This is a genomic window from Paraburkholderia graminis C4D1M (assembly GCF_000172415.1).
Lineage (GTDB): Bacteria > Pseudomonadota > Gammaproteobacteria > Burkholderiales > Burkholderiaceae > Paraburkholderia > Paraburkholderia graminis.
In genome coordinates, this window is the sequence record NZ_ABLD01000021.1 from 81,566 (window position 1) to 101,367 (window position 19,802).

General features: G+C 64.1%; 18 protein-coding genes and 1 pseudogene. 5 read left to right on the top strand and 14 right to left on the bottom strand.

The window, feature by feature from the left end; translation table 11 throughout:
• Positions 1–161: 161 nt before the first annotated feature.
• From BGRAMDRAFT_RS25575 to tadA, 5 genes are all read right to left on the bottom strand, one after another.
• On the bottom strand, positions 162–989 hold the full coding sequence (locus tag BGRAMDRAFT_RS25575; protein ID WP_006051776.1) for an aspartate/glutamate racemase family protein: 828 nt from the start codon (positions 987–989) through the stop codon (positions 162–164).
• 60 nt (positions 990–1,049) lie between these two features.
• Entirely contained in the window at positions 1,050–2,531 is a 1,482-nt protein-coding gene (locus BGRAMDRAFT_RS25580; RefSeq protein ID WP_006051777.1) for an NCS1 family nucleobase:cation symporter-1, read from the bottom strand.
• Between the two features lie 355 nt (positions 2,532–2,886).
• Positions 2,887–3,723: a GntR family transcriptional regulator gene (locus BGRAMDRAFT_RS25585; RefSeq protein WP_006051778.1), complete on the bottom strand. Its 837-nt coding sequence runs from the start codon at positions 3,721–3,723 to the stop codon at positions 2,887–2,889.
• Between the two features lie 310 nt (positions 3,724–4,033).
• On the bottom strand, positions 4,034–4,960 hold the full coding sequence (ldcA, locus tag BGRAMDRAFT_RS25590) for a muramoyltetrapeptide carboxypeptidase (protein ID WP_006051779.1): 927 nt from the start codon (positions 4,958–4,960) through the stop codon (positions 4,034–4,036).
• Positions 4,961–5,140: 180 nt separating this feature from the next.
• The gene (tadA, locus tag BGRAMDRAFT_RS25595; protein WP_083803852.1) at positions 5,141–5,677 is read right to left on the bottom strand and encodes a tRNA adenosine(34) deaminase TadA; all 537 of its coding nucleotides are present in this window, start codon (positions 5,675–5,677) and stop codon (positions 5,141–5,143) included.
• Positions 5,678–5,766: 89 nt separating this feature from the next.
• Between tadA and BGRAMDRAFT_RS35075 the strand changes: the two genes are divergently transcribed.
• A complete protein-coding gene (locus BGRAMDRAFT_RS35075; protein WP_198143939.1) occupies positions 5,767–6,045 on the top strand; it encodes a hypothetical protein in 279 nt (92 codons plus the stop codon).
• 213 nt (positions 6,046–6,258) lie between these two features.
• Here the strand turns inward: BGRAMDRAFT_RS35075 and BGRAMDRAFT_RS25605 are convergent, their stop codons facing one another.
• Together BGRAMDRAFT_RS25605 and BGRAMDRAFT_RS25610 are read right to left on the bottom strand one after the other, a co-directional pair.
• Positions 6,259–6,705 (bottom strand): DnaJ family domain-containing protein, encoded by a 447-nt coding sequence (locus tag BGRAMDRAFT_RS25605; protein ID WP_006051782.1) that lies wholly within the window; start codon positions 6,703–6,705, stop codon positions 6,259–6,261.
• Between the two features lie 258 nt (positions 6,706–6,963).
• Entirely contained in the window at positions 6,964–7,569 is a 606-nt protein-coding gene (locus tag BGRAMDRAFT_RS25610; protein ID WP_006051783.1) for a 2'-5' RNA ligase family protein, read from the bottom strand.
• 240 nt (positions 7,570–7,809) lie between these two features.
• Here BGRAMDRAFT_RS25610 and chrA point away from each other — a divergent pair, with 240 nt between their 5' ends.
• A complete protein-coding gene (gene chrA, locus BGRAMDRAFT_RS25615) occupies positions 7,810–9,138 on the top strand; it encodes a chromate efflux transporter (protein ID WP_006051784.1) in 1,329 nt (442 codons plus the stop codon).
• A 285-nt stretch (positions 9,139–9,423) separates the two neighbouring features.
• On the opposite strand, the gene BGRAMDRAFT_RS25620 is transcribed toward chrA, so the two are convergent.
• Positions 9,424–10,284 carry a class I SAM-dependent methyltransferase gene (locus BGRAMDRAFT_RS25620; protein WP_006051785.1) on the bottom strand — a complete coding sequence of 287 codons (861 nt, stop codon included), beginning with the start codon at positions 10,282–10,284 and terminating at the stop codon, positions 9,424–9,426.
• A gap of 284 nt (positions 10,285–10,568) precedes the next feature.
• On the opposite strand from BGRAMDRAFT_RS25620, the gene BGRAMDRAFT_RS25625 reads away from it, so the two are divergent.
• Together BGRAMDRAFT_RS25625 and BGRAMDRAFT_RS25630 are read left to right on the top strand one after the other, a co-directional pair.
• Positions 10,569–11,099 carry a low affinity iron permease family protein gene (locus BGRAMDRAFT_RS25625; RefSeq protein ID WP_006051786.1) on the top strand — a complete coding sequence of 177 codons (531 nt, stop codon included), beginning with the start codon at positions 10,569–10,571 and terminating at the stop codon, positions 11,097–11,099.
• Between the two features lie 418 nt (positions 11,100–11,517).
• A pseudogene (locus BGRAMDRAFT_RS25630) lies at positions 11,518–12,359 on the top strand (EamA family transporter).
• A gap of 55 nt (positions 12,360–12,414) precedes the next feature.
• On the opposite strand, the gene BGRAMDRAFT_RS25635 reads toward BGRAMDRAFT_RS25630, so the two are convergent.
• The 6 genes from BGRAMDRAFT_RS25635 to BGRAMDRAFT_RS25660 form a co-directional block, all read right to left on the bottom strand.
• The gene (locus tag BGRAMDRAFT_RS25635) at positions 12,415–13,032 is read right to left on the bottom strand and encodes a hypothetical protein (protein WP_006051789.1); all 618 of its coding nucleotides are present in this window, start codon (positions 13,030–13,032) and stop codon (positions 12,415–12,417) included.
• A gap of 144 nt (positions 13,033–13,176) precedes the next feature.
• The gene (locus BGRAMDRAFT_RS25640) at positions 13,177–13,968 is read right to left on the bottom strand and encodes a molybdopterin-dependent oxidoreductase (RefSeq protein WP_006051790.1); all 792 of its coding nucleotides are present in this window, start codon (positions 13,966–13,968) and stop codon (positions 13,177–13,179) included.
• A gap of 2 nt (positions 13,969–13,970) precedes the next feature.
• Positions 13,971–14,579 carry a cytochrome b/b6 domain-containing protein gene (locus BGRAMDRAFT_RS25645; RefSeq protein ID WP_006051791.1) on the bottom strand — a complete coding sequence of 203 codons (609 nt, stop codon included), beginning with the start codon at positions 14,577–14,579 and terminating at the stop codon, positions 13,971–13,973.
• Between the two features lie 107 nt (positions 14,580–14,686).
• Positions 14,687–16,813, bottom strand: coding sequence for a protein-L-isoaspartate(D-aspartate) O-methyltransferase (locus tag BGRAMDRAFT_RS25650; protein ID WP_006051792.1), 2,127 nt, complete (start codon positions 16,811–16,813; stop codon positions 14,687–14,689).
• Between the two features lie 16 nt (positions 16,814–16,829).
• Positions 16,830–17,159 carry a four-helix bundle copper-binding protein gene (locus BGRAMDRAFT_RS35645; protein WP_006051793.1) on the bottom strand — a complete coding sequence of 110 codons (330 nt, stop codon included), beginning with the start codon at positions 17,157–17,159 and terminating at the stop codon, positions 16,830–16,832.
• Between the two features lie 203 nt (positions 17,160–17,362).
• Positions 17,363–18,157 (bottom strand): OBAP family protein, encoded by a 795-nt coding sequence (locus BGRAMDRAFT_RS25660; RefSeq protein WP_006051794.1) that lies wholly within the window; start codon positions 18,155–18,157, stop codon positions 17,363–17,365.
• Between the two features lie 414 nt (positions 18,158–18,571).
• Between BGRAMDRAFT_RS25660 and BGRAMDRAFT_RS25665 the strand changes: the two genes are divergently transcribed.
• On the top strand, positions 18,572–19,786 hold the full coding sequence (locus BGRAMDRAFT_RS25665) for a hypothetical protein (protein ID WP_029971643.1): 1,215 nt from the start codon (positions 18,572–18,574) through the stop codon (positions 19,784–19,786).
• The last annotated feature ends 16 nt before the right edge of the window (positions 19,787–19,802 follow it).

Consider the following 19,802-nt stretch of genomic DNA (forward strand, 5'->3'; position numbering starts at 1 on the left):
GCCGCGATAACCGTCGCGACGGCCACTGAGATGGCCACCGAGATGGCCACCACAACGGCCACCACAAGGCAGCGCACAGCACGTCGGACGGCCCGCGGCGAGTTGGACCAGTGTAGCGAAAACGCGTTGGTGCGCCCATACACCGGCGCAGATAGTGCGTGTCAGACTGAATGTATGTGCGGCTCGGCTGCGCTGGTGTTTACCCGCAGCGAATCGGCATGGCTCACGCGCGGCGGCGCGGGATTCGGGTCCGCTGCCGACGGACTGAACGATTCCAGCGCGCCGTCATAGCGCTTGGGCAATGGCCGCGCATAGTCGCCGCGCTTGGCGGTCGACAGCCGCAGTGCGACGAGCGCTTCCGTCCACTTGACGGCGGCCGTCACGCCTTCGATCACCGGCGCGCCGAGCGCGTCCTCGATCTCCGCGCACAACTCGGCCATGCCCGCGCAGCCGAGCACGATTGCATCGGAACCGTCTTCGGCCAGCGCCCGCCGGCATTCGTCGAGGATGATGCGGCGCGCCGCCGAGCCAGGCTTGTCGAGGTCGAGCACGGCGACGTCGGTCGCGCGCACGTTGCGGCAAAAACGCCGCATGCCGTAACGCTCGGCGAGATGCCACGCCATGCCGCAAGTGCGCGCAAGCGTCGTGACCACCGAAAAGCCCGGCGCGAGCACGCTCGCCGCGTGCATGGCCGCCTCCGCGATGCCGATCACCGGGCCACGCGCGAGCTCGCGCGCCGCGTAGAGACCAGGGTCGCCGAAACACGCGATCACGTAGCCGTCGCAGCCCTCGCGCTCGCCCGCCATCACTTCGGCGAGCAGGCCCGGCGTCGCGAGCGCTTCGTCGTAATAGCCTTCAATGGACGGCGGCCCCATCGTCGGACTGACCGCGATCACCTCGGTGCCCGGCGCGGCGACTTCGCGCGCGCAGCGGCCCATTGCATCCGTCATGCGTTGGGTCGTGTTCGGATTGATCAGTTTGATACGCATCTCGTCTCCTCTTTCGACTGCATGGGCAATGCACCGGCACTGCCCTTCACCTACCGAAGCTCAGCGTGCCAGCAGGCGATAGAACAACGCCCCAAGGCCCGCGCCGATGAACCACGAGAAGTTCGCCATGCCGTCGAGCGACGGCACCATCACGCACAATACGGCGATCAGCGCGGCCGGCAACAGCGCGGCAACGGCCCGATAGTTCACGCCGTTGCGATACCAGTACGAACCCGTCGGCGCGACCGTGTACAGATCGTCGAGCACGATCTTCTGGCGCTTCACGAGGTAGTAATCGACGATCAGGATTCCGTACAAAGGTCCGATGAAGCTGCCGAGCACGTCCAGCGTGTAGTGAATCACGGCCGGGTTATTGAACAGATTCCACGGCGTGATGAAGATCGACGCAACCGCCGCGAGCATGCCGCCCGCGCGCCAGCTAATGAGCCGCGGCGCGACGTTCGAGAAGTCGAAGGCCGGCGAAACGAAGTTCGCGACGATGTTGATGCCGATGGTCGCGATCGTGAAAGTCAGCGCGCCGAGAATCACGGCGGTCGGATAGTCGATGCGGCCGACCGTTTCGACCGGGTCCGTAATCAGTTGACCGAACACCGGCAGCGTGGCCGCCGTCGTGATCACCGTGACGAGCGAGAACGCGAGAAAGTTGACCGGCAGTCCCCAGAAGTTGCCGCGCTGCACGCTGCGAAAGCTCTTGCCGTAGCGCGAAAAGTCGCCGAAATTCAGCATCGGCCCGGAGAAGTAGGACACCACCAGCGAGGTCGCCGTGATCATCACCGGCAGCACTTCCATGCCGTGATATTTGACGCCGCCCAGATTGATGCCGATGTTGCGCCAGCCCGCGCGATACACCATGTAGCCGGCGAGGATGAACATCACGACATAAACGGCCGGACCCGCGAAGTCGATAAACTTCTTGATCGTCTCCATGCCGTGCCAGAACACCAGCGCCTGTAACACCCAGAGCAGCATGAAGCCGGACCAGCCGAGCGTCGACAGTCCCATGAAGCCATGACGATGCACGTCCGCATACGGCAGCAGTTGCGGCACGAACTTCAACACGACGATCACCAGCGCACTCGACGCGAGATACGTCTGGATGCCGTACCACGCGACCGCGATCAGCCCGCGAATCACGGCGGGAACATTGGCCCCGAGCACGCCGAAAGTCGCGCGACATGCGACCGGATACGGCACGCCGTTCGCCTGGCTCGGCTTCGCGATCATGTTGCACAACACGTTGACGATGCCGATGCCGACGAGCAGCGCAATCAGCACCTGCCAGCTCGTCAGGCCGAGCGCGAAGAGACTGCCGGCGAACACATAACCGCCCACGCTGTGCACGTCCGACATCCAGAACGCGAAGATGTTGTAGGCGCCCCAGGTCTGGTGACGCAGCGGCGCGAGATCCTCGTTGTATAAGCGCTCGCTGTAGCCGGCCGGCATGGCGGGATTGCCGGATGCGTCGCCGTCTGCATAAGGGGGGATTGCGGAACTGCCGGGCGCTGCACTGAACTGAGCCATGATTCCTCCTTGTGATGGGACCGTCGATTGCGAATCGAAGGGCAATGCATTGGCCATGCCACTTGCGGCTTTGCTGCCGGTCCCGCGCCTGCTGTCGTTGCAAGCGCAACAGACTCGGGCCGCCGCGATGGCCACGCCGCGGATGTCTCCGTACTGAAGTACTTGTGGTTATCGCATTGCCGGCATTCCGCGGACGTCCGGCAACGGGTCTGCTGCTACTTTCGTCCGGCGCGTTGGCGACGGACACGCGTGCGCCGGCCGGCAGCGCCCGCGCCGGGCCGCCTTGCAACGCTCGCTCTATCGGTTCAGTTCAGTGCGGCGCGCACCAGCAACGGGCGCACGCCGGCCGCTTGCCTCAGCTTGGCGCGGACTTGCGCTTGGATAACGCTTTGGGTGATTCTTCACGCGATGTTTTCGCGGCGCCGCGTGGTGCACCGCTCATTGCGCCGCTGCTTGCGCCGCTTATGCCGCTCATGCCGCTCATGCCGCCGCTCAGCGCGCCGAATACTTCATGCAGGTCGGCTGCGCCGCGTGCGGGCCGCTCCAGCATCTTCAACTCGACGCTTTGCAGATGGCGCGACATGAGTGCCGCCGCCTCTTTGGCATCGCCGGCGTCGAGCGCGGCGAGAATCGCTTCGTGGTCCTCGAACGAACACGGGCTTCGTCCAAGCGACTCGTACAACGCCGAGATCAGCGTGGAGCGCGCGACCAGTCCGTTCAGGCAATCGCACAGCACGGTGTTGCCGGTGAGTTGAGCCAGCTCCGTATGAAACTCGCCGGACAAACGAATCCACGACGAAAAGTCGCGCGTCTCGAACGCCTTGCGTTCGCGGCCGATCATGCCGCCGATGCTCTTTAACCGCCGCATGCCGTGTCCGTTGCAAATCTTTTCGACGACGGCCAGCTCGATGATGCGGCGCATCTCGAACACCTCATGCACTTCCTGGAGCGACGGACTCGCGACGAACGCGCCGCGGTTCGGCTCAAGATCCACGAGACGATCGGTCGCGAGTTGTGCCAACGCTTGCCGGATCGGACCACGCTTCACCGCAAATACTTCGCACAACTGTGCTTCCGTCAACTTCGCGCCCGGCGCCAACCGATGCTCGAGAATCGCGGCACGAATGCGCTCGACAATTGCTTCGGGCTTCGAACTATTTGCGCTGACGGATTCGGTGTCGATGTCGGACATGATGTGTGTCTCGGTATGTTGGTCATATTAGGATGGACATAAAGATTGTCAACAATTTTTGCGGCGATCATCGACAATTTTTCGTGTTGCGGTGCGGCGTGATTCGTCTGGGTGGCTTGGCGGCTTTGTCAGCAAGGATGCGCCGCTCGGCCGGCGAGCACAGTCGCTGTCTTTAAGCGGCTATTTTGTCGACAAAATCGTTACTTCACCGCTGTCTTCCTTGCCCGAACGAGCGTTCAGATGCGGCCGTTAGTTGCGCGGACAAGCCATAAAAAACGGGCCGCAGCCCGCTTCTTAGGTGCCCGGGCATTCAACCCAGGAATGGATAGTTGGATAACGTCAGCCTGAAGCCGCGGGCGTCGGCGATGAGGTGCGCGTCGGCGCCCACAGGCAGCGTCACCATGTCCGGCACATGGCCGAACTGCAGGCCAGTGACGATCGGAATGCCGATCACCGATCTCATGTGCTCGATCATGGCTTGCAGGTCGTAGCCGTTGTCATAGTCATACAACTTGCCGCCCGAAAAATCGCCGAGCACGAGTGCCTGCTGCTGACCCAGGATGCCCGACAGATGCAATTGATAAAGCATCCGCTCGATACGAAACGGTTGCTCGTTGACGTCTTCGACAAACAGCACGCCGCCTTGCACCGGCGGCATGTACGGCGTGCCGATGAGCGACGTCAGCACCGCCAGATTGCCGCCCCACAAGGTGCCGGAGACGTCGACCGCGTGCGCTTGCGGGACGTTTCGCGCGATCGTCACCGTCGGCTTTGTCAGCGCGGACCAGAAATGCTGCATCGTGAATTCGCTGACGTGTTCCGCGCCGAAGTCGCTCATCAGCATCGGCCCGCTGAACGTTTTCAGCCCCGCGCGCGCGAGCAGCGCGAGCTGAATCGCCGTGAAGTCGCTATGGCCGACGAGCGCGACCGGTTGATCGGTCAGCCGGCGTTGCAGCCCGTCGTAATCGAGGCCGTGCAGGAGACGCATCGCGCCGTATCCGCCGCGCACGGCGAGCACAATATCGGGCAACGCGCGCGATGCATCCGCGAGCCGGTTCAGGTCCGCAGCGCGCTCGCCGTCCGTACCGCCGAAGCGCTGATAACGACGCCGCGTCGCGTCGACGCCCTCCACCCGATGTCCTTGCCCGCGCAGGCGCTGCAACGCCCGATTCAGCACCTCGGAGTCAGGCGGGTAGCCGGACGGCGCGATCAGATCGAAGGTACGGTGGACAGTCATCGGCGGGACCTTGTTATGGTGTTGGCTGCGGTTGTTGGCTGCGGTTGTCGGCTGCGGTTGTTGGTTGCGGTTGTTGGTTGCGGTTGTTGGTTGCGGTTGTTGGTTGCGGTTGTTGGCTGCGGTTGTTGGCTGCGGTTGCTGATCGAGGTTGTTGGTTGGAGTTGTGCGCGCGGTTGCTGTTCAGAGCGGCTCGCCTGGCTTGCTTTGCGCACCGACGCCGGCGCGCGCCGCTGCCCGCGCTTCGCGGCTAGCACGCCGCCGTTCTGCGAAGAACGACTTCAGTGCGGCGCCGCATTCGCTTTCGAGCACGCCGCCCGTTACCTCGGTGTGGTGATTCAACTGCGGGTTCGCGAACGCATCGACGACGCTCCCGCACGCGCCCGTTTTCGGATCGCGTGCGCCGAACACAACCCGGGCGATGCGCGCATGCATGATCGCGCCGGCGCACATCAAACACGGCTCGAGCGTCACATACAGTTCGCAGCCCGGCAAGCGATAGTTCTGCGCAACTTGCGCCGCGGCACGCAACGCGACCATCTCCGCATGCGCCGACGGATCGTGCGCGCCGATCGGATGGTTGAAGCCCGTGGCGATTACTTCGTCGCCGCGCACCAGCACTGCGCCGACGGGCACTTCGCCGGCCGCGCGCGCCTCGTCGGCGGCGGCCTGGGCGAGCGCCATGAAGCGGCGGTCGCGGTCGGAGATGGGGGTGGGGATGCCGGTGGGCGGTGCAGCCGGATCGCTTGCGGCGGTTGCGGCGGTTGCGGCGGTTGCGGCGGTTGCGGCGGTTGCGGCGGTTGCGGCGGTTGCGGCAGTTGCGGCAGTTGCGGCAGTTGCGGCAGTTGCGGCAGTTGCGGCAGTTGCGGCAGTTGCGGCAGTTGCGGCAGTTGCGGCAGTTGCGGCAGTTGCGGCAGTTGCCGGAGTTGTGGCAGGTGCAGCGGTTTCAGCAGAGGCAGCGGTTTCAGCAGAGGCAGCGGTTTCGGCAGGTGCAGCAGTTTCGGCAGTCGCAGCGGCTGCGGGGATCGCGGCAGTTGCAGCAGGAGCACCAGACGCAGCGGTTTCAGCAGAGGCCGTTGCAGTTGTAGTTGCGGGTGAAGGCTCAGCGACGGCCGACTGCGCGACCAGCGGCCGCCCTGGCGCGGACACGCCAGCGGCGTCGACGCGCGGCGTGCCCCCCGCGCAAGCACCGCTCGCCGTGTCAACGCCCTCGACAACAGCAGGCGATCCATCCGACGCCTTGCTGCCCTCGATCCGATCCGGCTCGGCATGCGCCGCGCCCCGATGGACGACGGGCTCGCTCACCGCGACCTCGCAGCGACGTTCTCCGCGCCGGACACAACCGACGCCGCGCTTTCCAATCGAGACGTTTCGTCATTGGAAGCACGCTCGGACAGCCGTTCGGCGATCCGACGGCAATATTCGCGCGGCAACGCCATAGCGCTCCCGCGCAGCGATTCCAGCGCCATATCGAGCGCCAGCATGCGCGCCTGGAGGCGACAGCGCGTAGCCTTGTCGCTCACGGCATTCAGCTCGGCCTGCAAGTCACGCAACGCGCGCAACTGCTCGACGGCAGGCGGCACGAAACCCGCATTTTTCAGAATCCGGTTAGCGACGCGCACCTCTTCCGGGACGAGTGCATCGTCGTCGAGGCAAAGCGGCGCGCCCGCGCCCGGCAAATCGTCGAACTCGCCGCGCGCGGCGGCGGCGGCAATACGCTGTTCGACTAACGCATCAAGCAATCTCATCTGCAATCCACTACGTTGCGGCCCAAGGCATTCTATCAGGGCGCGCGACGGTTGCCTCCGCCGGGGCGACCGGCGCCGCCGCCCCTTCGCATCTTGCGCGGACATTTCGTGGATGCTGTGTATGCGGCGTTTGTGGACGCAAGCCGGCCATGTGAGCGCGCCGAGCGTGCAATCAATTCGAGCCCAGTTCCGCAGTAGCGCCGGGCCCTCGTACGATCCACACCAAGCCCGAGAGCCCACGATGCGGACTTCCCTCCCCTATGACTCGGCAGCTTCGAGCGGCCACCGCGCAAGCGCGATATGCCGGGTACGCCCCAACAAGCTATGTATCAACGCAAAACCGCGCACATTCCAGCAGACCGGCTCGACCGGGCGCGGCGCAGCCCACGGCAAACCGTAAGCCAACGTCACATGCGGCGTAAAAGCCACGGCCCCCGAGCCCCGATGACTGTCGAGGCCGCAGCTCTCCAACGCGCTGCGCAATGCATCATGAAGCGCATGCAGGCCGACGACGCCCTCAGTTCCCGTCAGCACCGATGGCCCCGGCCGTGGCTTCGAAGCGAAGCTCTCGACCGTATCGAATTCGACGGTAAACGGCGCCACGCGCACCGACGCGGCCGCCTGCATGGCCGCCGCCACCTGGGCCTGCGGCAGCCCGCCTGCAAAAGTGCCGAGGTGACGCAGCGTGACGTGCAACCGATTGGCGGCGAGCGGCTTGCCGCGGGCGCGCGCCTCCCCGCAAAGCTCCTGCGCGAGCTTTGAAATGCTGGCCGCCGTGCTAGTGTCCGGAAACACAGCGAAGAACAGACCGTCTGTCGGTGTTGGCGGCGCCTCGAGCCCGGGCAACCACAGTTGTTCAGGCATCTTGCTCCTGCGTGGTGAAAGCCGGCATCTACACGGATCCTCCTTCACATTAACTGGCCATTAACTGACTCGGGGGTGCTGCGAGCGCGAAAGCCACACTGCCGCCCCCCCCCCAAAAAAACGCTTGCCGTACCAAACCGTCTACGTAGAATACTGTACATTCATACAGTATCGGCGGCAACGTGAAATTGGAAAAAAACCAGAAGAAGTTCTGGCAGAGAAAACAACAGGTCCACCTCAATGGAAGACGACGTCGCGCAGGTCCCTTTTTCCACGGCGTTCTGGTACTGGCTGCGGCTCGGCTTCATGAGCTTCGGCGGTCCGGCGGGCCAGATTGCGCTCATGCATGAGGAACTCGTCGAACGAAAGCGCTGGATCTCGGAAAAGCGCTTCCTGCATGCGCTGAATTTCTGCATGGTGCTGCCGGGCCCGGAGGCGCAGCAACTGGCCACGTACATCGGCTGGCTCATGCATCGCACGTGGGGCGGTGTGATCGCGGGCGGACTGTTCGTGCTGCCGTCGCTCTTCATTCTGATGGGCCTTTCGTGGGTCTATCTCGTGTTCGGCAGTGTGCCGGCCGTGGCCGGCGTGCTTTATGGCATCAAGCCGGCCGTGACGGCGATCGTCGTGTTCGCCGCGTATCGCATCGGCTCGCGAGCGCTCAAGAACGCGTGGCTATGGACGATCGCCGCCGCCGCGTTTCTCGCGATTTTCGTCGGCAATGTGCCCTTTCCGCTGATTGTCCTCGTCGCCGGCATCATCGGGTACTTCGGTGGCAAATATGCGCCGGCCCGCTTCGCGATGGGCGGGAAACACGCCGCCGCCGCACAGCTTCATGGTCCGGCGCTGATCGACGACGACACGCCGACGCCTCGCCATGCGCTCTTCACCTGGAAGCGCTTTTTTATTGTGCTCGCGAGCTTCGTCGCCTTATGGCTCGCGGCGATCGGTACGCTGGCGGCGCTCTACGGATGGAGCGGCGCGCTCACGCAAATGGCCTGGTTTTTCACGAAGGCCGCGCTGCTTACGTTCGGCGGCGCCTACGCTGTTTTGCCGTACGTCTATCAGGGCGCGGTCGAGCATCAGCATTGGCTCACGGGACTTCAGATGATCGACGGCCTCGCACTCGGCGAGACGACGCCCGGCCCGCTGATCATGGTCGTCGCGTTCGTCGGCTTTGTCGGTGGATGGACGAAAGCGATATTCGGTCCGCACGCGCTGCTGTTGTCAGCGGTCGTCGCGTCGACGGTCGTGACGTTTTTCACCTTCCTGCCTTCGTTCATGTTCATTCTGCTTGGCGGCCCGTTCATCGAGACCACGCACGGCAACCTGAAATTCACCGCGCCGCTGACGGCGATCACCGCAGCGGTGGTCGGCGTCATCGTGAATCTCGCGGTCTTCTTTGCGTTGCACGTTTTGTGGCCGCACGGCGTGCATGGAAGCTTCGACTGGCCGTCGCTCGTCATCGGCCTTGCGGCGGCGCTTGCCCTGTTTCGGCTGAAGGCCGGCGTGATACCGGTGGTGCTGACGTGCGGCGCGGCAGGGCTCGCGTTCCGGCTGCTTGCATGAAGCGCGGAACGCGGCTGCGTCGCGGCGTCCGTCAAGAACGGTTCAGGTACTCGCGACATGAAGCGCGGAAGGCGGGTGCATCGTGGCCTCCGTCGAGAGCGGGCCAAGTACTCTCAGCATGAAGCGCGAAACGCCGCTGCCTCGCGGGCGTCCGTCAAGAGCGGGCCAGGTACTCGCGACACTAAGCGCGGAAGGCCGTTGCATCGCGACCTCGGTCAAGAACAGGCCAGGTACTCGCGACACTAAGCGCGGAACGCCGCTCAGCGGCGTCCGCCAAGAACAGCCTTACATACTCGCGACCAATAGCTCTTCAGCATTGCTCGGCGGACGCAAACCGTCGGTCCTGTCCGCGAAGTAGCGCTGCGTGAGATCTGCCGCCGAAACGTGCTGGGCCTGCGTGAACCCGGCTTCGTACGCAAGAGCCAGCATATCCGCCGGCGTGAAGAAGCTGAGAAAAGGCGTGCCGCTTGCGCGCGCGCCCTTCTCCGCCATTTCCAGTCCGGGGCGTACCTCGGGGTCCGCCATCTGCAGCGGCAGCAGGAAAGTCATGGCGAGCGTCGATCCGCGCGCGAAGGCAGCAACTTCACGCAGCGTGGCCGCGTTTGCATCGCGTGTCAGATACATGCTCACGCCCGTCGAGACCACGATTGCCGGCTTGTTGCTGTCGAAACCCTCGGCCATCAGCCGCTCGCGCCACGCTTCGCCGGCCTCGAAATCGACCGGCACGAAACGCAGCCACTGTGGAATGCCGAAGCCAAGCTCCATCAGCCGCCGACGTTTCCACGCCTGCGGCACAGGCTGATCGATCTCGAACACGGTGAGGCGTGAAGCAAGCTCGGGCCTGCGCTGCGCAAAACTGTCGAGGCCCGCGCCAAGAATCACATACTGATCGATTCCGTGCGCGGCCTGCTCGGCCACGAGATCTTCGATAAAGCGTGCGCGAGCCACGATCGATGCGCGAAACGGACGCGTGAATTGCGGGTCCATGTCGCCGCGCTGACGCCAGTCGTCGCCAGGAGACAGCAGCTTCAGCCCAATGGAATCGTCGAAAACATGCGGCGCGGCGTCTGCCTCGGTATGCAACGCACGCCACAGGGCGACGCGGGCCGCGGTGCTGTCGGGTGCCAGATCTCGCTCGTCATTCATGATGGCCGATCCTCCTCGGTTATGCGATGCGGGTGTTTCGCTTCATCGCCGGGTTGGCGCGCAGCAGCACACAGCGCAGCACCGCAGTCCCAGCACGCAGCAACCCAGGCACAGAAAGCTCTGCCCTCTGCTCTGCGCGCCCAGCCCGCAGCAAACAAAAAGCATAGCATCGGCACACAACACCATACAGATCCCCACCGCGCCGAATCGCCACTCAACATCCGATCCCTCCGCATCTCTATGCGATCATCCTATGAACCAGACCAGACCTCAGGGAGATCGCCATGAGCAGCAGATGGTTTTCGAACTTCGCGAGCTATCTTTCGACGATGACCGGCCGTCCGGGCACCTTCGTCATCGCCGTCTCGCTCGTGATCGTATGGGCCGTTACGGGGCCGTTCTTTCACTACAGCGACACGTGGCAGCTCGTGATCAACACATCCACGACGATCGTCACGTTCCTGATGGTCTTCCTGATCCAGAACACGCAGAACCGCGATACGGCCGCGATGCAGATCAAGCTCGACGAACTGATCCGCGCGATCGAAGGCGCGCATAACGCACTGCTCGATCTCGAAGAACTGGAGGAGAAAGACCTCACGCGCTTTCGCAAACAGTACGAAAATCTCGCGAAAGACGCGCGCGTCGCGCTGCGCAAAGGCGGCAGCGATACCGATTCGCCGTTCGTCGACAATCGCGACATGAGCGACGAAAAGCGGAGCGACGACGACAAGCGCCACGGCGACCATGACGACGACAAACACGACAAGCGAGACACACAAAACACACCAAACCCACACGAGCGAAAAAACTAGCCCACGTTTCCCAACGCAACGCAACGCGGCGAGGCGAGGTGAACCACGCACCCATCGATAACAGCAAAGAAAGCCGCTTCGCCTCACCCCACCGCCGCGTCTCCCTTCAAACGAAACACGGCCACCGCATCGTTCAACTCGCGGCTCTGCTCCTCAAGCGACACCGCAGAAACGTCGAGCGCTTGCAGCGCACCGACGCTCCTCCGCCGTGCAGGCCCTTGCGAGACGCACGGGCAATCCCTGTGAATTCCGTTTAAGATCGAACGCTTCGCGCGGCTTCACGCGCGCTCGCGCGTCGGCACCTGATCCGCCTTACGCCAACCACGCTGCAACAGAAAAACCATGAACATCGCTCAAGCCGTTGTCCCCGCTTTCGCGCCCCCAAGTCCGCTTCCCGCACTCCTGGCCTGACCCGCGCATGCTCAGCTATACCGGCGGTCTGGTCCTCGTCGCGGCCCTGCTTCATGCAAGCTGGAACGCGTTGCTGCACGGCAATCGCGACCGTTTCCTGTCGATGACGTGGATGAGCATCGCCATCGCGGCGGTCAGCACGGTCATCGTTCTGTTCACGCCGCTGCCGGCCGCCGCGGCGTGGCCGTATGTGGTCGCATCGGGGCTCGTGCATATCGCCTACAACGCGAGCCTCGTGCACGCGTACCGGCGCGGCGATCTGGCGCAGGCGTATCCGGTCGCGCGCGGCTCGTCGCCGCTTCTCGTCACGCTCGGCGCGGCGCTGTTCGCTCACGAGGCGATTGGCCGCTGCACGCGCTCGGGATCGCGATGATCTCCGGCGGCATCATCGCCATTGCACTGCAAGCGGGGCGCGTGTCGCGCGCGGGCGTGCTGGCCGCCTTGACGACCGGCGCGACCATCGCGCTCTATACGGTGATCGACGGTATCGGCGTGCGGCTGTCCGGCGGCGAGGCGCTTGCCTACACCGCGTGGATGTTCCTGTTCTACTGGCTGATGCCGCTGCTGTTCATCGCGAGGCGCGGGCTGCCCGCGCTGTGGATGCCGATACGCTCGGCGCCGGCGGCGGTCGGCTCGTCGCTCGTGGGCGGGCTTGTGTCGGTGGCGGCGTACGGCATCGTGATCTGGGCGATGCAGTCGGGCGCGATGGGCACCGTCTCGGCGTTGCGCGAGACCAGCGTGGTGTTCGCCGTGCTGATCGGACGCGTGTTCCTCGGCGAAACGGTCAACGGCAAGCGCTGGCTTGCCTGCGTGGTGGTCGCGGCCGGCGCGGTTTGTCTCGGGCTTTGATGCTCAAGCCCTCGCCGCGCCGCCGCGCTTGCCGCACTTGCCGCACTAGCGCCCATTACATCGGCGGCGCGACGCCATCCTTTTCGACGACCACGCGCTGAGCGACATACGCGCCGCCCTGCGATGCGGCGGTTGCCACGACGAACACCTTCTTGCCCGGCGTCAGATCGGAGCGCGCAGCCGGCGTGAAGGTCACGACAGGCACGTTCGGCGGCACCGTCACCTCGTTGCTGCCGCCCTTGTACGAGAGCTTCAGGTTGCGGCCGCTCGTGCCCTGGACCACCGTGTCGACGTTCGCATTCGTCATCGTGCTGTTGGGGCCGAGGTCCCAGCCATAGTGACCCTCGCCCGTGCCGCGCGCGGCTTCGGGGAAGACGACGACTTCGGTTGCGGTGAGCTTGCCGTCGGTGCCGGTCGTCGCGGCCGTGCCGACGAACGAGCCCGGCTTGATGTCCGAAAGCTGCATGGACTTGACCGCCGATACGGCGACAGCCGGCTTCAGTTCAATCGATACCGTGTCGCCGCTGCGGCGATGCACCTTCAGCACGTCGCCGTCGAGCGAAACGATATCGCCGCGAATGCGCGACGGTTTGGCGGCAGGCGTCTGTGCGAGCGCGGCGCCGGCAAAGGCGAGCGTCGCGAGCGTGATGCCGATTTTCAGGCGAATAGACATGAATGAATGCTCCGTGAGAAACGATCGAAAACGATCAAAAAAGAACTGCAAAGCGGGGACTGCACAAGCGAGCACTGCAAAACGACAATGCATAAGCGAGTACTGCAAACCGAAACTGCAACACCCTGAACGGCCCGCTGCAAATCACGAACCGCCGAACCAGTTATAGCCCTGGTTCTCCCAGTAGCCGCCGGGATAGTCGTTCGTCACGCTGATCGCGACGATATGCTTCGGATTCTTGTAGCCGAGCTTGGTCGGCATGCGCAGCTTCATCGGGAAACCATATTTCGGCGGCAGCGTCTCGCCGTCGTAACCGAGCGTGAGCTGCGTCTGCGGATGCAGCGCCGTCGGCATGTCGATGCTGGTCCAGTAGTTGTCCGCGCAATGAAACGACACATATTTCGCGGTCAGATCGGCACCCGCTTGCTTGAGGAACGATGCAAAGCGCACGCCGTCCCAACGGCCAATCGCACTCCAGCCTTCGATGCAGATATGGCGCGTGATCTGGCTTTCCTGCGGCAACGCGCGCAGTTCGTCGAGTGTCCACACGCGCTTGCCGTTGGCAAGGCCGCTCACTTGCAGCCGATAGCTCGCCGCGTCGACCTCGGGCACGTCGTCGATGTCGTAGAACGCGTTGAACGGAAACGGCCGCGTGATCATCGACTCCGGATAGGTCGGCGCGAGCGTAGTCGGACTGAAGAGCAGCGCCTGCACGTCGTCGTTGAAGGACGACATCTTGCGCAACATGCTGTTCACGGACTTGTCGTTCGACAGATCGCAGCCCGACAGCATCGCGATTCCGCCGAGCGTGAGAATGCGCTTGCCGAGCAGGCGGCGTGCGGGATTCTTGAGCTCGTTGCGCGCATCCTTGATGATGCTCTCGGCATGCGACGAAGCAAACTCGCTTAGCCTTCCTGACTTGTTTCGAAGCGTCATGATCAGCGCCCCCGAATCATCACGAGAAGCGAGCGCGGCACGAGCGCCACCATCGCCACATGCACGACGAAGAACGCCACCAGCACGCTCATCCCGACGAAATGCACGACCCGCGCGTTGTCGTATCCGCCCATCAGCGTGCGCAGCAGCGGGAACTGCACGGACTTCCAGATCGCGAGCCCCGACAGGATGACAAGCACAATATCGACGATCACCACGAGGTACGCGAACTTCTGCACCGCGTTGTAATGCGCGAGGTCGTCGTGCCCGAGCTTGCCGCGCAGCGCGGCGGTGAGATCGCTCATCAGCGAGCGCATGCTGAGCGGCAGCAGCTTGCGCTGCAAACGACCCGAAGCAACATTGAGCGCGACGTACACGGCGAAATTCGCGACCAGCATCCACATGATCGCGAAATGCCATTGCAGCGCGCCGCCGAGCCAGCCGCCCAGCGTGATCGCGGCAGGAAACCGCACACCCGCGAAGATCGGCGAAGCGTTATAGATCTGCCAACCGCTCATCACCATCAGCGTGACGGCGAGCGCGTTGACCCAGTGTGAGATCCGAACCCATGCGGGTTGAATCGTGGCATGACGAATTCTGGCGTAATTCAAGGCGGCCTCGTGGTGGATAGCTGCAAAAAATCGGCACTGTCATGGGCGTTAACAGCGCGTGTGGGCAGCTATTCCATCGCACGATAAATTTATTTCGGCTCCACCCTTCATACGCCAAACGGATACAGGTCCGGCGCGCGTTCGGTCGCGCGCGTGGCAAGCGGCTCGACGGCGCGCGTCGTGTCGAACCAGACATAGGCATCGAATTGCTCGGGCAACACGGCTTCCGCATAGTGGCTATGCAGTTCGGTCTCGGGCCGGTAAATCACGCCGATAAAGCGTTCGAGCCGCGCCTCGCTCAAGCGCGCGCGCAGCAGCGCGTCCGCGCCGTTCGACAGGTCCACGACGCAGCGCGGCTCGCCGGACGCATGAAACTGATACTCGTAACTGTCCTCGCGTGAAGGCCGCACCGCCTTGATTTCCATTGGACCGTCCCAGTCGGATGCGGCGGCGACGTCGCCAGCATGCGTGCCGAATCCGATCAATGCCGCGGCGTCACCGAAACGTTCGCGGCATAGCTGCCCCACGTTCAGCTCGTTGCGCACGCGGCCCATTTCGGTCGCGGCCGCGTTGCCGATGTGCGAGTTATGCGCCCACACCACCGCGCGGCTGTCGGGGCCTTGCGAGTCGAGCAGGCTTTCGAGCGTCTCGAACATGTGCGTGTCGCGCAGGTTCCAGCTTGCGGCGGAGCTGCGGTACATGGTCCGGTAATAACGTTCCGCCGATGCCACGAGCCGCGCATTCTGCGTCGCATCGAACCAGTGCTCGCCGTCGACGTTGGCCTCGTCGAGCCGTTTGCGCAACAGGTCCTGCAACTGCTGGATCACCGCATTCTCGCAAGTCCTGAAGCCCGCCGAAAACGCCGCGCGTCCGTACACTTGCGGGTCCTTCTGCCACGGCGTGAGGCAGCCGTAGCGCTCGCGCGCAATCCTGGCCGCCTCGGGATCGGTGCGGTCGAGATAATCGAGCACGGCGGCAATCGACGCCGACAGGCTATACATGTCGAGCCCATAAAAACCACAGCGCCGTCCGTCGCTCTGCTGTTCGTTATGCGCGCGCAACCAGCGGACGAACGCCGCGAACTCTTCGTTGCGCCACATCCATACCGGAAAGCGCTGGAACGGCGGCTCGCCGTTGCGCGGCTCGCGCGCGCGTGCGTAACTGTCGATGACCGCCGCATCGGGCCAGTCCGCTTCCACCGCGACGATCGTGAAGCCATGCCGCTCGACGAGCCGCCGCGTAATCGCCGCACGCGCCCGGTAAAACTCCGACGTGCCGTGACTGCATTCGCCGAGCAGCACCACTCGCTTCGTGCGCAGATGATCGAACGCGTCGGCGAAGGTTTCGTCTTCGGGCTCAGGCAGCGGACGCGCGCTCGCTGCGATCAGGCCGGCGAGCGAATGGGGTTGGCGCTGGGTTCGCGCTTGCTTAGGCGTTGGTCTTTGCGTTGGTCTTTGCGTTCGCGCTCGGGTTGGCCCTCGCTGTTGCCCCTGCGGCTCATCCACCGAAACCCCACCACCCGCTTCACTCGACTGCTCAGCACCCGCCGCCGCAACGCCGTCTTCCTCCGGCCAGCCCTGCTCGCCGATCAGCGGCACGAAATGCACGCCGCAGATGTCCTCTTCGTCGAACTCCGTGTCGCTGCGGCGCGTGACCTTGATAAGCCGCTGCGTCTCCGTCGACGCCCCCACGGGCATCACGAGCCTGCCGCCGATCGCCAGTTGCTCGCGCCACGCCCGCGGTACATCCGGGCCGCCGGCCGCCGCGATGATCGCATCGAACGGCGCCGCGGCGGGCCAGCCGCGCGTGCCGTCCGCGTGATGCACGGCGACATTGTGGAAAGCGTGCTTGTGCAGCGCTTGCCGCGCGCTGTCGGCGAGCGACGCATGCCGTTCGATGCTGTCCACGTGGGCCACAATCCTCGACGCGACGGCCGCCGCATAACCCGAACCGGTGCCGACGTCGAGCACGCGATCGCCCGGCGACAACTGAGCCGCCTCCAGCATGCGCGCGACGATCACCGGCTGCGAGATGGTCTGGCCATCGTCCAGCGGCAACGGCGTGTCGCTGTAGGCAAACTCGGCAAGCTCCGGCGGCACGAACAGATGCCGCGGCACCTCGCGCATCGCGTCGAGCACGCGCGCATCGCGCACGCCGCGCGCGGCGATCTGGCTTTCGACCATCTGCTGCCGCGCTTCGTCGAACGCCTCTTCATTGACTGTCGATTCGTCCATCATGGGCCTTCACGCATCACGATGCCATTGCGCGGCACGCCTTCGCGCACGCGCGGCACGACGCAGCACAATCCTTGCAGTGCTGCGCTTCGTGCTTTTCGCATTCCGCTGCGCAGGCGTCGCAAATGTCGGCACACATGCGGCAGATCGTGGCTGCCTCGCTGCTGCCGCGCGCCATCGCAGCCGATGCGAAGTGGCAAGCCGCCGCGCAATCGATGTCGAGTTTGATGCATCGGGTCATGTCGGCCACGCCGTCTTCCGCGAGGCAAGAGCCGGCGCAGTGGCCGCAGGCGAGCGCGCACGCATCGCAGGCTGAAATACAGGACTGAAACTGTTCGTGCGTCATGGTGACCTCCTTCTGACGAGTCGAATTTTCAATCGACGACGCAACGCGCTCTCGCGTCGCGCGTCCTGCATGATGAGCAGCAAAGCGCATTCCGGCTGCGGTTTTTCTGCTTGGGCAGCAGCGTCGCGCCGCAGCGTTTCGGTGCCAATGGGCTCGCGATTCGCAGGCGCGGGTATTAGGCAAACCTCGCGTGCCGATGCGTGTCAGCGCCGCAGATTTCTCACGTCCACTTCGGCCAACGTCAGTTGCACGGTCTTGCCGCTTTCCCACGCGTTCGCGCCCTTCACCACTTGCGGCTCGGCGATGTCGGCGCGCTTGCGCCTCGCTTCGACCGTCGACGTGCGAAACCGCGTGTCGCGCGCGTCGAGCATCGGCGGATTGATCTGCCCGTCGCGTGTGAAGCCCATCATCAGTTGCGGGATGCCGAGCGGCAGGCTCGCGTCGCGGTCGATCTGCCACGTGTGCCAGGTCTTGCCGTAGGTCGTCACGAGGTCCTGCATCAGCGCATTTCGGCGAGATCGGGAATGCGCGGCGCGACGAGTTCGCCCGACTTCACCTCGTAATGATGGCTGTGCCAGAGCTTCTTTTCGTCGTCCGGCAGCGATTTTGAAAATGCGCTCGCTGACGATGTACTCGATGCCGATCAGCTTCGCGTTGCTCTCGTTGGAATCGAAGATCACGCACTGGTGAAAGTCCTCGGTCACATGCGTGCAGAAGTGATGCGCCTCGACCTGGCGGCCCATGTCGTCGGCGTAAAAATGAAAGCCGTTCAGGTAGGCGCTCATCGCGTCGATCGGCTTGCGGTTCTGCAACACGTCGGCGCCCGCGTCGAGCGCCTTGCTCTTTGCGCTCTTTTGCGACCCCGGCGGCGGCACGCCGAGATTGTGCTGCGCCCGCGCCTCGGGCACGAAGAGGCTCGCGAACGGCAGCAGCAGCACGCTTTTGAGTATCGACGACGTGAAAGCGCGGCGGCAGCCGCACGCGGCAGGTCGGTTCATACGGGTTTCCTCCACGGATGGGCGCGCGGCCGGCGCGTGGCAGTCCGGCTTCGCGCGGCGGTACGGTTTCAAGACGAGGCGGCGCTGACGCGTCCGCACGGCGGGTTGCCTGGCGGCGACGCCGTCGAAGGCCCAGGCCCAGGCCCGGCCCCATCACAACCAGCATCGCCTATGCCCAGCCGCGCGCGATTCGCAGCAAGCCGGCCGCCAGCCGACCGCCCGCCCGAGCCGCAAATCCCGCCAAGCCGGCGCGGTCCAAGCCGCGCAATCCCCCCAACGGCGGGCGATGCGCACGAACACACGGACAAAAACTATTGGATTTCTCTAGAGTTGATGGATCGCCGGCCAATGGCGGCTGGCGAAGCCGCGCTAACACGCAGCGCGGGTCATCCAGAGGAAACCAGGGAAAAACAAATGGGAACGTCTCTTTACAACGATCGATCGACCGGCCAACACGGGCACGGCACCTCGAGGCTGCATCTATCCGGTGCGCCGCTGACACTCAAGCACACGATCCACCCCGAGCAGATTCGCGACAATCTGCCGGCGGGCCAGGGCGGTGTCGGCTTTCTCTTTCACGCTACAGACTGGGATACGCTTGCTTTCTCCTTTCACAATGTCAAAACCCGAAGCGAGTCATTCGAAGAAGAGCTTTGGCGCACGAAGCCTTTTATCGCGTCGCCGATCTATTCGGGCTCGCAGATGATCGGCGCGAACATTGCCTGCCCGGTGCCGCTCGAGCTTTGGCTCGGCAGTCCACGCGGCATCAAGCGGTTTCGCGAAACGCAATTCTTCCCCGCGCTGGAACTGGCGAGGCAGGCTGGCTTGAACATGGTGGCAATGGGCGCCTCGACGCCTTATGCCTGCAACTATGGGGCGCTGCCGCGGCAGACGAAGCCGCCGCACATCACCACGGGCCATGCAGCGACCGCGGCGATGCTGAAGGACTGGGCGATTCACTGCTGCAACGAGCTCGATCTCGAGTTCGGCAAGACGAAGCTCGCGCTCTTCGGCGCGGCCGGACGGCTCGGCACCACGGTGGCGAAGTATCTGCTGTACAAGGAAACACCGACGGAACTGGTGCTGATCGACCTGCCCGACAAGGTCAATCTGCTGGCGGACCAGGCGCGCGAACTGATGGCGGCCGACCTGCTCGGGCGCACGAAGGTATCGGTCCACACCTTCAGCCCCGACACGCCGTTGCCGCAGTTCGACGGCGCGATCCTCGCGAGCAGCACCAGTGTGCCGTATCTCACCGCCGCCGATCTGAAGCGCGCGCGCTTCTGGATCGACGACTCGCATCCGCGCGCGGCAAGCGTGGAAGCGGAACTCGCGTCTCGCGGACATACGCTATATATTGAATGCTTCGCGCGCGGCCCCGCCGGTCTCGATTCGAGGTTCCCGTTCCGACTGCCTACTACGCGCGACTGCTATACCTGTTTCGCCGAGGGCTATGCCGCCTGGCAGGAAGGGATTGCTTCGGACTTCATCATCGGCAGTCCGCCTGTGTGGTCCGTCTCCTATACTCATGGCCTGCTGAAAAAGTACGGATTCTCGGTCGGACCTTTTCACGGCAAAGACGGCTCGGCGATCAACCTCGATCTGGGCGTGACTGCAAATATGACTTGACCGGGTCGTCAATGTC